The sequence below is a fragment of the Pseudomonas sp. zfem005 genome (genome assembly GCF_032621735.1).
Taxonomy (GTDB): Bacteria; Pseudomonadota; Gammaproteobacteria; order Pseudomonadales; family Pseudomonadaceae; genus Metapseudomonas; species Metapseudomonas solani.
The window spans coordinates 17,505-30,613 of the sequence record NZ_JAVYJE010000004.1 but is presented as its reverse complement, the minus strand read 5'-3'; the positions used below and the strand labels follow the sequence as shown (position 1 = coordinate 30,613).

The 13,109-nt window shown below is 64.6% G+C and carries 11 protein-coding genes and 1 pseudogene; 2 read left to right on the top strand and 10 right to left on the bottom strand.

Features of this window, described 5'->3' with window-relative positions:
• Positions 1–35: 35 nt before the first annotated feature.
• The 10 genes and pseudogenes from RTW82_RS09755 to RTW82_RS09710 all read right to left on the bottom strand — a co-directional run bounded on the left by RTW82_RS09755 (position 36) and on the right by RTW82_RS09710 (position 10,945).
• Positions 36–1,013: a peptidylprolyl isomerase gene (locus RTW82_RS09755; RefSeq protein ID WP_316925237.1), complete on the bottom strand. Its 978-nt coding sequence runs from the start codon at positions 1,011–1,013 to the stop codon at positions 36–38.
• 5 nt (positions 1,014–1,018) lie between these two features.
• The gene (locus RTW82_RS09750) at positions 1,019–1,501 is read right to left on the bottom strand and encodes a YbjN domain-containing protein (protein ID WP_263401841.1); all 483 of its coding nucleotides are present in this window, start codon (positions 1,499–1,501) and stop codon (positions 1,019–1,021) included.
• Between the two features lie 49 nt (positions 1,502–1,550).
• Complete coding sequence (locus RTW82_RS09745) at positions 1,551–2,204, bottom strand: DNA repair protein (protein ID WP_316924959.1); 654 nt, start codon at positions 2,202–2,204, stop codon at positions 1,551–1,553.
• Positions 2,205–2,230: 26 nt separating this feature from the next.
• The gene (locus RTW82_RS09740; RefSeq protein ID WP_316924958.1) at positions 2,231–3,925 is read right to left on the bottom strand and encodes a putative porin; all 1,695 of its coding nucleotides are present in this window, start codon (positions 3,923–3,925) and stop codon (positions 2,231–2,233) included.
• Positions 3,926–3,960: 35 nt separating this feature from the next.
• Positions 3,961–4,689 carry an energy transducer TonB gene (locus RTW82_RS09735; protein WP_316924957.1) on the bottom strand — a complete coding sequence of 243 codons (729 nt, stop codon included), beginning with the start codon at positions 4,687–4,689 and terminating at the stop codon, positions 3,961–3,963.
• A gap of 2 nt (positions 4,690–4,691) precedes the next feature.
• Positions 4,692–5,117 (bottom strand): ExbD/TolR family protein, encoded by a 426-nt coding sequence (locus RTW82_RS09730; RefSeq protein ID WP_021221719.1) that lies wholly within the window; start codon positions 5,115–5,117, stop codon positions 4,692–4,694.
• A 10-nt stretch (positions 5,118–5,127) separates the two neighbouring features.
• Positions 5,128–6,987: a DUF2341 domain-containing protein gene (locus tag RTW82_RS09725; protein ID WP_271661197.1), complete on the bottom strand. Its 1,860-nt coding sequence runs from the start codon at positions 6,985–6,987 to the stop codon at positions 5,128–5,130.
• Between the two features lie 31 nt (positions 6,988–7,018).
• Entirely contained in the window at positions 7,019–8,587 is a 1,569-nt protein-coding gene (locus RTW82_RS09720; protein WP_410478792.1) for a ShlB/FhaC/HecB family hemolysin secretion/activation protein, read from the bottom strand.
• A 420-nt stretch (positions 8,588–9,007) separates the two neighbouring features.
• Positions 9,008–9,122, bottom strand: a pseudogene (locus RTW82_RS31670) (transposase); the annotation flags it as partial.
• 929 nt (positions 9,123–10,051) lie between these two features.
• Positions 10,052–10,945 (bottom strand): LysR family transcriptional regulator, encoded by an 894-nt coding sequence (locus RTW82_RS09710; RefSeq protein ID WP_316924956.1) that lies wholly within the window; start codon positions 10,943–10,945, stop codon positions 10,052–10,054.
• 146 nt (positions 10,946–11,091) lie between these two features.
• Here RTW82_RS09710 and RTW82_RS09705 point away from each other — a divergent pair, with 146 nt between their 5' ends.
• Entirely contained in the window at positions 11,092–12,069 is a 978-nt protein-coding gene (locus RTW82_RS09705) for a hypothetical protein (RefSeq protein ID WP_316924955.1), read from the top strand.
• Between the two features lie 126 nt (positions 12,070–12,195).
• Entirely contained in the window at positions 12,196–12,972 is a 777-nt protein-coding gene (locus RTW82_RS09700) for a sulfite exporter TauE/SafE family protein (RefSeq protein WP_316924954.1), read from the top strand.
• Positions 12,973–13,109: the final 137 nt, after the last annotated feature.

Below are 13,109 nucleotides of genomic sequence, written 5' to 3'. Positions count from 1 at the left end.
GTTGCGGCGCGCCGGGCCTCCCGCCCGGCGCTGTGTCAGCGGCCCTTCTCCAGTGCCTGGTTGAGGCTCGCCCCGTCGATGCTCAGGGTCGCCGAGCTGACCATGCCGTCCAGGTAGGCCCGCGCCACCTGTTCCTGGCGCTGGGCGCGCAGGGCCTGGCGCAGGCGGTCGCGCACCTCGTCGAGGCTGGCGCTACGCCCGGGCTGCTGCTCGGTGAGCTTGAGGATGTGATAGCCCGCGTCGCTGCGCAGCGGTTCGGAAACAGTGCCCACACGCTGGCGGGCAAGCACCTGGCGCATCGCCGGAACGAACTGTTGCAGCGGCTGCAGGCCGGTGTCGCCGCCCTGCTCGGCCGTGCGGGCATCCTGGGAATACTGACGCGCCAGGGCGGCGAAATCGGCGTTGGCCGCCGCCGCGCGGCGGGCCAGCTCGATGGCCTGCTTGCGCACCTGGTCCTCCGCCGCACCGGGGCCGACGGCGAGGAAGATCTGGCTGACGCGGTACAGCGGCGGTGTCACCCAGTTGTCTTTGCCGGCCTCATAGGCAGCTTGCAACTCGGCATCGCTGGGGTAGTCGGCAGGCACCTGGCTCACCGACTCCAGGTAGGTACGCAGGAGAATCTGCTCGGTGGCGGCGCGGGTCATGCGCTGGATTTCCGGGCGCTCCTCCCAGCCCTGGGCCTGGGCCTGCTGCAACAGGGCCTTCTCCGCCAGGCGCCCGCGTATCCAGCCTTCCAGGGCGCCACGGTCGGCGCGCAGCTGCTCGCGGCTGGCCGCCGGCAGGCCGTCCAGCACCGCCTGCAGCTCGCCCTCGCCCAACGCCAGTTCACCCAGGCGCGCCACTGCCCGCTCTGCAGGGGCGGCCTGGCTGGCCGCCTTCGCCTGCTGCACCTCGGGCACGGCCTGCACCGCAGCCTCAAGGCCGCTGCCCGGACGCAGCCCGAGGGCCAGGCCCACGGCCAGCGCCACGGCGGCAAGTGCACCGCAACCGACCATCCAGCCCTTGGCGTTCATCCCACTCACGCCTCGCTGTCCGCGGTTTCGGCCGGCGCCGGGGTGGCCGCAGCCTGCTCGCGTGCCATGGCCTGGCTGTAGTCGCGCAGGTAGGCGATGAACTCCTGCAGCAGGCGGTCCCACAGTTCCATCTGGCTTTGCAGGTGCTGCGGGCTGACGCCGGCGGCGACGATGGCGTCCATCTCCAGCACCAGGAATTCGCCCTGGCGCGACAGGCGGGCGAAGCGGCGGGTGGCGTTCCACACCTCGGCCATGCCCGCCGGCAGCTCGCCCTGGATGCGCAGCGCGCAGCTGAAGCAGTAGTCAAGGTAGGCGCCCGCCTCCTGGGCCGGGTTGCCGAAGCGCACGGCGAAGCCGATGCCCTGGCTGGCGCTGAGCAGTTGCACCACCCCGCCCTGTTCGCTGCGGTTGACGCGGTAGCCGGCGGCCTGCAGGCGCTCGGTGAGCTGGTCGGGGCTGATGCTGTGGATCATGTCGATGGCGGTCATTGCGCTACTCCTTGTCTGCGGTTGGCTCCGGCACTGCCGGCACCCTGGATCACTGCCCGGTGGCGGGCACCATGGCGGCGTCGAACTGGTTCTTGTAAAGCTCGTCGCCGTAGACCTGCCCCAGCTCCTCGAACTTCACCCGGGCACTGCCGGCGAAGGGCTGGCGGATCTTCATCACATCACTGACGTCGATCTTCTCGTAGGCCTCGAGGATGCCCTTGGCCACCTGGTACATCTGCTGGTTCTTGGTGGTGCACTGCTGCACCTGCTCATCCCGGGTGGCGAGGTCGGTGGCCAGCTGGGCGCGGGCCGATTCGATGCCACGGGCACGCCCCAGCAGCTCCTCGTAGGCTTGCTTGAACTTGCCCACCTGCTCGTTGCTGGCGGCCACCTGGGCCTGGGCGGCGTTGCGCAGGCTGTCCTGCTGGCCGCTCAGTTGCTCGGCCTGGCCTTTTGCCTTGGCCAGCTCGGCGGTGAGCTGCTTGATCTGCGCCTGGGCGGCCGTCAGCTGGCCTTCCGCCGCAGTACGCGCGGCGGCGGCCTGGGCCTGTTCGCTCTGCAACGCCTGCAGTTGCTGGGTGGTGGTGCGCAGCTGGGCGCGCAGGCGCTCCTCCATGCCTTCGGCCGAGGCCGAGTTGGCGACGCAGGCCCCCAGCAGCAGGGCCAGGCCCAGCTTCAGCGGTGTGTGCGATCGGGTGTTCATGCTCTCGCTCCTTGGCCACACGCGCATCAGAAGCGCGTGTTGACCTCCAGTTGCAGGACGTCGATGTCGAAGGGCGCGCCGTACACCTCTTGCGCGCTCAGCCAGCGCACGCTGCCGACCACGTTCTTGTCGAAGCCGTAGTTGGCGCCGAGGAACCAGCCCTTGGCGTTGGTGCCGCCGAGGTGGAAGGACGAGTCGTTGAAGCCGTCCGGCAGAGCGTCGGGCTCGATGCGCTTGTAGCCGGCGTAGAGGTTCCAGTCGCCGTGCTTCTTCAGGTCCAGGGCGTTGCCCAGGGTGAACTGCAGCATCCAGGCGGTATCGCCGCTTTCGATGTTGCCGTTGGCGTCGACGTTGCTGGCCAGCTGGCCGGCGGAGCGCTTGCGCATCTCGCCTTCGTCGTAGCCCAGGTTGCGCACGTAGTGGGCCTGGCTGCGCAGCTTGAAGTCGTGGAACAGCGCGGTGTCCCAGGCGAGGTTGAGGTCCACCAGGTTGAACTCCGAAGCCAGGCCGACGAACTGCGGCTGCGGCGTGGTGGTGGGCCGGGTGGGGTCGATGACAACGTCGCGCAGCAGCATCAGGGTGTTGCCCTTCTGCATGAAGGCGGGGCGCGATTCGTCGGTGTCGCAGGCCGGCTGCCCCGAGTACAGCGAGCAGGGGCTGGAGCGCTTGCCTTCGATATCGTCGAAGCGGTAGTAGGCCAGCGCGCCCTTGAGGCTGTTGTCCGCATCCAGCTGCCAGCGGGCGCCGAACTGGGCACCGTAGAGCCAGTTGTTCTCGCTGCTTTCCTTGTCGAAGCCGTTGCTGCTGGCGGTGTCGGAGGTGTACTCCACCGGGAACGCGCCAACGGTGCCGAACAGCGCCATGTCGCGGTCCAGCGGCTGGTCGAACACCGCCGCCAGGCCGTCGAAATTGAGGTCGCCGGAGTACAGCAGGTCGGTGGTGTAGAACGGGTTGGGCATGCGCCCGCCGGTAAGGGTCAGGCGTTCGTCGGGCTTGTAGGCGAGGTAGCCCTGGTCGAGCCAGAGGTCCTTCTTGCCGAAGCCGCCGCCCAGGGTCTGGGTGGTGGACACCGGGCCGCTGTCGGAGCCGGTGCCGACGCGCATGACCGCCGTCCAGCTCGGCGAAAGCACCGCGCGCATGCCCAGGCGGGCCCGCAGGCGCAGCAGGTTTTCGCGGTCTTCGCGGGTGTTGAGCAGCGGCGGCAGTTGCGTGTTGGTGTTCTTGTTGACGTCGTAGGGGCCGCGGTCGTTGAGCCGCGCGAAGTCGGTGATGCGGTCGCTGTTGGTGTCGGCGAAGTAGCGCGACTCGCTGCGCAGGCGCACGTCGCCCTCCAGGCTGATGCGCGACACCCAGTCGGGGAAGGTGTTGGGCGCGGCCCAGTTCTCCTGCTTGGCCTGGGCCATGACCTCAGCCTTGACCTGGTCACGGATCTGGTCGCGGACGATGGCCGGAACGTATTGCACACGCACCTCGCCCGGCACGCCGGCCGGGGCCGCCGGAGCGGACGCGGCGGCCTGGCGGGCCTGCACGGCTTCGGCCTCGGCCTGCTGGATCAGCGCCTGGGCCTGCTCCTGCTTGAGCACGCCCTGCTGCACCAGCAGGCGGATCAGGTTGATGGTGGCGTTTTCCGAGGGCGCCGGCGGTTGCGCCAGCACCGGGCCGGCCAGGCCGGCGACCACGGCGCCAATCCCCAGCGCCAGTCGGCTCATTCTGCAGATCATGGTTCTACTCCTTGGCTGTTCTTGAGTGGCGCGGCCTAGCTGGGCCGGCGTCCTTGCAATGAGAGGCGGACCGGCATCGACATCGAGGCCGGCGGGCGTTCCAGGGGTGGCGAGCCGCGCAGCGCGGCCAGCACCTTGGCGTCGAGTTCCAGGTCGCCGGTGGAGCGGGTCAGCTCCACGCGGGTGACCTGGCCGCTCTGGTTGATCCACACCTCCAGGTTCATGCGGAACGCCAGCGAACGCAGTTCGGGGCTGTCGCGCATCAGGCGCTGGAAGGCATAGGAGAGGAACTGGCTGTAGGTGCCGTTGCCCAGGCGCCCACTGCCGCTGCCGGCCATGCCGCCACCCTTGCCGGCGCCGATGTTGAAGGCGTCGGAACCGGCCTGGGCGTCGCCATCCATCTGCATGGGGTTGGCCAGGTCATCGGCGGGTGTCGGCGGTGCTTCTTCCTCCGGCTTGACCTCTTCGGGCTCGGGGGTGGGCTCCGGCTCGACGATCTTTTCCTCCACCGGGGTTTCCGGCTCCGGTGGCTTCTCCTGCACCGGCGGTGGGGGCGGCGGCGGCGGCAGCGGGATGATCGCGGGGATCTTCGGCGCCTCGCGGCGTATGCCGCTCATGTCGTTGGCCCACTGCCAGAGCAGCCAGGCGAGGCCGGCGGCGACCAGCGCCCCCACGCCCCAGACCAGCGGCCGGCGCCATTTCGGCTCGGCGCTGCGGACTTCGGCGAGCCCGCTGTCCGGGCCCTTGCTGGGAAAGGTGGTCATGGTCAGCCCTGGTTCGGTTTGCCGGTGACCAGCCCGACCTGGGAAAGCTCCAGGCGCCGCAGCAGGTCGAGCACTTCGATGACCTTCTGGTACTGCACCGTGGCGTCGCCGCGCACGATCACCGGGAAGTCGGGGTTCAGCGCCTTCTCGGTGCGCAGGCGGTCCTCCAGTTCCGGCAGGGTCACCGGGTAGGCGTCGAGGAACACCTGGCCGCCGTCGTTGACCGAGATGGCCTTGGTCTTCGGCTGCGCCAGGGAGATGGCCGCGCTGGCCTTGGGCAGGTTGATCTGGATGCCCGAGACCTGGGCGGTGGCGGTGAGGATGAACATCACCAGCACCACCATCAGCACGTCCACCAGGGGTGTGATGTTGATGCTGTCGACGGCGGCGTCCTCGTCGTCGTCATGGCTGCTGCTCAGGTTGGCCATGGCTGCGTCCTCAAGCGGTCAGCGGTGCGCTGCCGGCATGGAAACCCCGCCGGTGAGCCGCTTCGCTGAACTGGGATTCGCCATGCACTTCGGCCAGGCGGGTGACGAACTCGTCGACGAATACCCGCATGTCGGCGCTGACCTCGCGGTTGCGCGTGGTCAGGCGGTTGTAGCCGAACAACGCGGGGATGGCGACGAACAGGCCCATGGCGGTGGCCAGCAGCGCGGCGGCCATGCCGGGGGCGATGGCGTTGATGTTGACGTCGCCGGCCATGGCGGTGCCGAGGAACACCACCATGATGCCCAGCACCGTACCCAGCAGGCCGATGTAGGGGCCGCCGGCGATGGCGTTGGACAGGGTGGAGAGGCGCGAGGACAGCTGCTGGTTCTCACGGGTGCGCACGCCGTCCATGGAGGCGCGGATGGCTTCGATGGTGGCGGCGGAGATGGACGAGGTGTCGGCGCCCTGGTCGCGGCGGGTGCGGATCTCCTTCACCGCCACCTGGTACAGGCGCCAGAGCGAGGAATTCACCAGCCCCTCGTTGAGGGCGCGGTCGTCGGCGAGCATTTCCAGGCGGGTGCCGACGCGGGCGAACTGCTCGCGGAACAGCTCGTTGGCGCGGATCACGCGGGCCACGCTGCGGCTCTTGCGGATCATGATCACCCAGGACTGGATCATCATCAGGATCAGGACGGCGATGATCACCCAGGCATCCACCGGCACCGCCTTGAGCAGGAAGCCGAGGCTGCCGAAACCGAAGCCGGACTGCTCTTCATCGACGCCATAGACCACCAGGCGCGATTCGGCGCCCTGGGCGGTGGCGTCGGCGAGGATCAGCGCCGCCGGGCGCGCCACCTTGGACAGGCGCAGCTCGTCGATGGCGCCGGCGAAGGCACCGAAGGCGGCCGGGGCCGGGGTTTCGGCAGTGGCGCCTTCGACGGGTGCAGCCGGTGCGGCCTGGGTGTTCGGCAGGTCGGCGCCGATGGCGATCACCGAAGCGAAGGCCGGCAGCGACAGTGCCAGGCTGCCGGATTCGCGACCATTGACGTACAGGCGCAGGGCGCTGCCGTCGGCGCTCAGGGCCAGGTGCTGCCACTGCCCGGCGGCCAGGGCCTGGGTGGCCTGGGCGCGCTGGCCGTTGACCTCGACGAAGGGCAGGCCCTGGGCCAGGCCCAGCAGCAGCGTGTTGCCGCCGTCGCGACGGGCCAGCAGCAGCTGGTCACCGGCGGACTGGTCGGCGCGCACCCAGGCACTGAAGGTGAAGGCGCCACCGGCCGGCAGGGCCAGGGACGGGCTGGCCGGCAGCATCAACGGCTGGCCATTGAGCTGGGCGGCGCGGCCGATCACGCCGTCGATGCTGCTGGCGGGCGGCGTCTGCCCGTGGTTGCCGTAGGCGGTGGTGTCACGGGGGGGCGCACCGACGGCGCCGTCGAAGTGGTAGACCAGGCTGTAGTCCGGGTCGAAGGTCAGCTGGCCGTTGCCGGTGGCCGGGGCCTTGGCGTTGCCGTAATACATCCAGATGTCCTGGCGCTGGCCGCCTTCCACCTGTGGCACGTCGACCCAGATCAGCGCCATGCCCATCAGCGGGTCGAAGCTTTCCACCTGGTGGTTGAGCACGGTCTTGTCGTCGGCGGCGACGAAGCGGATGTCCGAGCCGTTCTCGTTGACCCCGTCGAAGCTGAAGTTGCCGGTGTGCAGGCGTACCAGCAGCGGCGTGCGCCCGGCGGCCTGGTCGATGGCCGCGCCCTGGGGCGTGGTGTCGACGGAAATCTGCTTGCGGTAGAGCCAGTCGTCCTGCCACCAGGCACTGGCGATCGCCGGGTACATGAGCCCCAGGCTGATGAGCGCGGTGAAGATCAAGCGTTGCATGTGTGTCACTCCGAAGTCTGTGCCTGTGGGGTCAGAAGTTCGCCTGCACGCTGAAGTGCACGCGCGGGTCTCGTTTTTTGGTGTTGGGGCCGTCTTTCAGCGGGTAGCCCCAGTCGAGGCTGCCGGACAGCCACTCACGCAGCGTGGCGCGGGTGCCCAGGCCCACGCTGGCGAGGCTGTAGCTGTCTTCCTGGTCGGGCAGCGGGTCCTGCAGGGAGAGGTTCGCGCCCTCGGCGAAGGCGTAGAAGCGCCAGTCCTCGACATGGCTGCCCAGGCCCTTGCCGAGGAAGCTGACCAGCGACGGCGTGCGCAGCTCCTGGGAGAGCAGCCAGCCGTCGTCGCCGGTGCGCTCGGCGGCCAGGTAGCCGCGCACGCTGGTGGCGCCGCCGGCGGAGAACTGCTCGTTGGAGACCAGCGGCCCGGAGGCCAGCTGGAAGCCCAGCTTGGTCGCCGACTGCCAGTCGCCGCCGAAACCGAAGGTGTAGGTGGCGTCGCCCTTGAACACGGCGAAGCTGGGGTTGGCGCGGTAGCGCTTGTAGTCGAACGCCTCGGCGTCGCTGCCGTAGCCGAGGAACTCGCGGGTACCGGCCACCAGCGCCAGGCCGAGGCCCAGCTGCGAGGCCTCGGTGTAGCGGTAGCCGTTGTAGCCCAGGGTGATGGGGGCGTACTTGAGCGGCACCTTGTCCTCGGCGCCGCCGAATTGCAGCGACTCCTCGAAATCCTTGAAATCGACGCCCACCGACAGCGAGTGGGCCCAGGGCCCTTCCGGTGGCAGGCCGTAGACCAGCGAGACGCCATAGGAGTGGCCCTTGCCGAGCACGTTGCTGCCGCCGATGGTGGCCACGTCGCTGTCGGACTGGTAGCCGGAGAACTGCAGCGTCCAGCGTTCGTCCAGGGGCGCTGCGTAGGAGCCGGACCAGACCTCGGCGTTGTCGCGGTCCTCGGGGGCGGTGAAGTAGGTCAGCGAGGCGCTGTGGCCGCGCTGGAAGAGGTTGTTGTAGCCGAGGCTGACCACCGAGCGCAGCTTCTCGGTGTCGGCGCTGTAGTCGTTGTTCAGGCCGACGCTGGCCTGCCAGGGGTTCTTGTCCTCCACCTGCAGGTCCACATCCATAGTCCCCGGGCGCTGGCCCTCACGCACCAGTGGCACCACCTGGCGCCCGGGGTTGCGGTTGATCGCCGCCAGCTCGCCCTGGACCTTGGCGAAGTCGGGCACCTTGCCCTCCTCCAGCGCCGGCACGTCGTCGAGGATCGCCACGGGCGAGTAGTGCCTGGCACCGACCACGCGCACGCGGCCGACCTTGGTCTCGCTGACCTGCAGGTAGACCACGCCGCCTTCCACCTGCTGCTCCGGCAGCTCGACGAACACCGACTGGTAGCCCTTGCCCTGGTAGCGCTGCTGCAGGGCGTCGCGGGCGCCCTCGATGTCGGCGAGGCTGCGCTGCGGGCCGAGGAAGGGGTAGACCGCCTCCTCGATGTCGCGGGCCTCCAGCACCGTGTTGCCGCGCACCACGTACTCGTTGACGTCGACCAGCCGTGCCGGGGCGTCGGCGCTGGCCGCCGGCTGCGCCCCCTCCTCCGCGGACACCGGCGCGGCGTGGATCGCCAACGCCAGGGCCAACGCCAGGCAGGCCGGCGCGAACGGCAGGCTCAGGGCCGCGGCAACGCCTCGTTGGTTGAATGACAGATGACCCACACAGCCCCCTCGTGAAATGGCGCCCGGTATGCCCCGGGCCGCCTTCCGTGCAGGCGTGGCCGCGCGCGAACGCGCGTGCCGCACCGCATCAGTGAACGTTTCGTTGTTGGTTCGCCGGCCGCCTTCAGCGTTGCCGTGCGCCGGCCGCGTGCCGGGCCAGCCAGGTATGCAGCTGGGCGAAGTTCAGCGAGAACTCCGGCATCTGCATCAGGCCGCCGGAGAACACCTCGCCGATCACCCGCTCGATCAGGCGCACCGCCTGCGGGTTGTCCAGCACCTGCCCCAGGTCCCGGACGAAGACCGAGAAGCCCCAGACCCGCTGGTTCAGCTCCAGGCCGACGAACCAGCGGAACAGCAGGTTGTAGTTGAGCTGCTCGTAGAGCTGCTTCTCGCTGGGCAGCGAATAGAGCAGTTGCAGCAGCAGCGCATGCAGCAGGGCCGGCAGCGGCACCTGCAGCTGCTGCGCCCGGGCCCAGCCCTGCAGCTCGGCCAGGGCCTGGCCCATCACCTCGTCGATCTGCGGCCGCAGCAAGACCAGCGAATGGCCGGGCGGGATGTAGCTGGAGACCTCCTTGAGCGCGCTCTGCCAATCGTCCTGGGACACGATCCAGACCCAGGGCGCGCCGTAGCGGTAGACCGAGACCGGTTTCTTGCGCGCCGCCTCGACGATCTTCGACAGCCGCTGGTCGAGCTCCTGCATCCCCACTTTCGAGTAACCGTCCATATTCCCCATCGCTCTTGTTCCAGTGGCCTCGGCACGCCCGCAAACCGCGGGCGAAAGTCGTCGCCATCCCTGGCGACTTGCTCCCTCTCGGCGATATCCCTCGCCGTTGACGCTCCGTACATCACCTTGACCGGGGCCGGACGGCACCACCGAACTTTTGTCATCGAATCTTCATGAACGGAGAACGGCGGGAAGGGTCTGGCGGGGTGAAAAGCGTCTGGAATGGGCATTACAGAGTGCCCATGCCCGCCTCCACCTGGTGGATGCAAAGAGCGGCATCCACCCTACGCACGGCTCAACACCGTGCCCGCAAAGACACTCCTGTAGGGGCGAATTCATTCGCCAAGGACCGCACAGCGGTCCCCTGAGCCTCGCGAAATGGACGACGCATATCGGACATAGCTCGGTGTTTCCGGCGAGCACCAGGTGCGCGCAGCACACCCTACGTCCGGAGTGAAGGGTGGCTGCATGCTCCGAGGTCCGACTGCGCCCCCTGCAGTGGCGGCTCTCCTGAAATGAAGAAGCCCGGCTGATGCCGGGCCTCTTTTGGTCACGCTATTCGCAAGTGAGCGGGTGATCTGATCGTCTTTGATCGGTTTGCTGCGTTCAAAATCAGCGAAGGCCGAGGTCGGTGGGAAATACCGGGCTCATTCAGGCCGCCCCTGGACTGTACTGATGCTTCTGAACTCATCCGCTATCAACTCTGCAAAGGCATCCCGTGCTCGATGCAATCCGATGTTCTTATTCCAGATGAAGTAGTTCTGTATTGGCGTCAGGTCGTCGAAGGCATAGCCTTTTATATTGCCAATCTTCTTGTATTGCTCGAACACGCCAGATGGAACCAGAGAAACCCCGGCGCCTGCGCTAACGCAGCCAAGAATAGTTCCATAGCTCGCGATGCTGGTTATCGGTGTTGATACCTGTGCGGCCTTTAGCCAGCGCTCAAGGGCGTGGCGATAAGGGCAGCCTTCAGGCCACATAAAAATATTCAGGTTGTTGAGGTCACCAGCAGAGGTGATTTCGCCTATGGAGTCTGATGCGATCAGTATCAAGGGCTCTTTGTATATTTCCAGCTGGGCAATGTCAGCGTGGTCGCTCTTTACGGCGATGATTGCGCCATCCAACTTGTGCCCAATAATCTCGGCGACTAATTGTGACCACGTGCCGGTACTGAACTGCATGTGCACACTCGGGTAGTGCACATGGTAACGGGACAGTAGAGCAGGTAGGCGGCCAGTCGCTGCTGATTCGATAGCGCCTATCTTGAGCACCCCGGCTGGAGTCGCCTCAGGGTCAAGCGCTCTTTTCGCCTCTTGGCAAGTATCGAGAATCTTGTTCACGTAACCGAGAAGCAACTCACCGGAAGGGCTTATAATCAGCCCCCGGCCTTTACGTACGAAAAGACTCACTCCAAGTTCCTGCTCCAACAGTTTTATCCTGTTGGTAATATTGGAGGGTACGCAGTGCAATATCTTGGAGGCCTTGACAATACTTCCTTGCTCTGCGGTCACTTTAAACATTTTGAGTTGCGACAGTTCCATTGCTGCACCGACGATTCATTTAAAGTGAATAGTGGCGTGATTATAAATTACTTGTTTGGCGCGTACAAGTGACCTAGCTTCGTGCCCGCCCTTAACTTCAAGCGACAACACGTCCGCTCACACACTTTATGGAAGAAGGTTAAGCAATGAATTCTATTGTTATGGAAAGCAATATAGTTGCGCCCCACCATCAACTATCCATGCAGCAATTTGGTGAGGCATTTATTGACGATATTCCCAAGCACTTTGCAGCCTTGAAGATACCTGGCCGAGTGATTTGCGGTGATCAGCGTAAAGCTGCAATTCCTGCACACGTGGATCAGGTGCCCGCTATCCAGTTGGCGATGCATGAAGTGCTATGCCATGAAACAACTCAAGCGTCGCAGGATTGGACAGAGAAGAGCTTCAATGCGTTTTTAGAGAAAGCGTATGTCGATGAAGGTGTGCTGAAATTCTTCAATGGCTGGAATGAAACCCATAAGACCACAAGCCTGGTTTCAGCAAAAATAATCATGCGACTGGCTGCTGACGCAGGCGCGATTCCTGCTCACCAGCAATCCCTGTACAACAATGTCATGGCACATATGCATGAAGTGGCCAAGGATGACTTCGGTCTCGGCCATGAAGGGCACGATGGCATGTACGGATACATGACGTCCGCGTTCGGCGCTTCGCGCTGGGTCGAAAGTCAATATGTCGTACCCGGTTGCAATGAGTTTTCAGGCTTCCTCTACAGAGTAGGCATCGCAGAAAACAAATCGCCTTTGAATTCCCATGAATACAAGCGCTCCATGCTGGAGGCCATGATGACGTCGGTGGCGTCAGAGCTCTGGAATGGTCGTGAATATAACTATATTGCGCAATATATCGAGGAGAAGCTAAACGCCGTCAATCCAGATCTTCGCGCTGACGTGAAGGCGCTTCGGAATGCCAAGGGTTATGTCATGGGGCATTCAGGAGAGGTGGAGAACAGGCATGGATTGCATGCGTTGGCCGCCGCTCAGGCCTATTGCCGATTCGCCGACTTGGAGTTTGATATCCATCGCCTGAAAGAAATCATGATTGATTATAACGGCCGTGTTGGAAAGGCATTCAGTAGCTTGCACGAGGCGTTAACTGCTTGATCGTGTTTTAAAACTGCTTGCCGCTGATGCGATGCGGCTGCGCATCAGCGGTTTCGCTCATCTGATCTCTGCATGGATACGGCTTCGGGAGATGATGTGAACAGTGGAAGGTGAAGAGATGTTTTCATGACCGTTGAATACACCCTCGTAGCATTGGGTTTTTTTGCATTCTGCGGCGGTTTAATCGATGCAGCAGTTGGAGGTGGGGGGCTTGTTCAGGTGCCTGCCCTGCTTCATGCGCTCCCTCAGCAAAGCCTGGCGACGGTCTTCGGAACCAATAAGCTGGCCGTGCTGCTAGGGAATTGCTTTTCCATATCCCGCTACCTGAGACGCATACATATTGCTTGGAAATTAATTCTTCCAACCATGATTGCTGCCTTTATTTTCTCTTTTCTAGGTGCTTTCTCTGTTTCATTGATACCTAAAGAGGCAATGGAGTACGTCGTCTTTGTGGTGTTGATAGTGATGGCTGTCTATACCTTTGCCAAGAAGGACTTAGGCCGAGTTCATCGATCTGTCGAACATGGGCCAAAAGAGATTGTGCTGGGCGTTTTCTTTGGCGCGATACTGGGGTTTTATGACGGCGTATTTGGCCCTGGCAGCGGGAGTCTTTTGCTGTTTGTTTTTGTAAAGTATTTCGGCTTCGATTTTCTTAATGCGTCGGCTTCGGCCAAGCTCGTTAATTTGGGCACCTTCAGTGCTGCGCTATTTTTCTTCGTGCCCTCAGGTAATGTGCTCTGGCTTATCGGTGGCATGGTGAGCCTGTGCAATATCGCCGGCGCCCTCACCGGCGTGTTCTTAGCACTTCGTTATGGAAGTGGATTCATTCGGATTTTCTTCCTGATTCTATTGGTGTTCCTGATAGGGCGCATGGGGTTCTCAATTTTCATTGAGGCCCCGTGACATAGACGACCCCGTTCACGCAGCTCGCTACTGGCGATAGCCGTAACCCCTCCCCTCACTTATGGCGCCGGGAACTTCGCCCAAGCCCTTTCCCGCCCCCCAATCAGGCCTGCCATGTAGGGCAGCAGAGCCTAGCC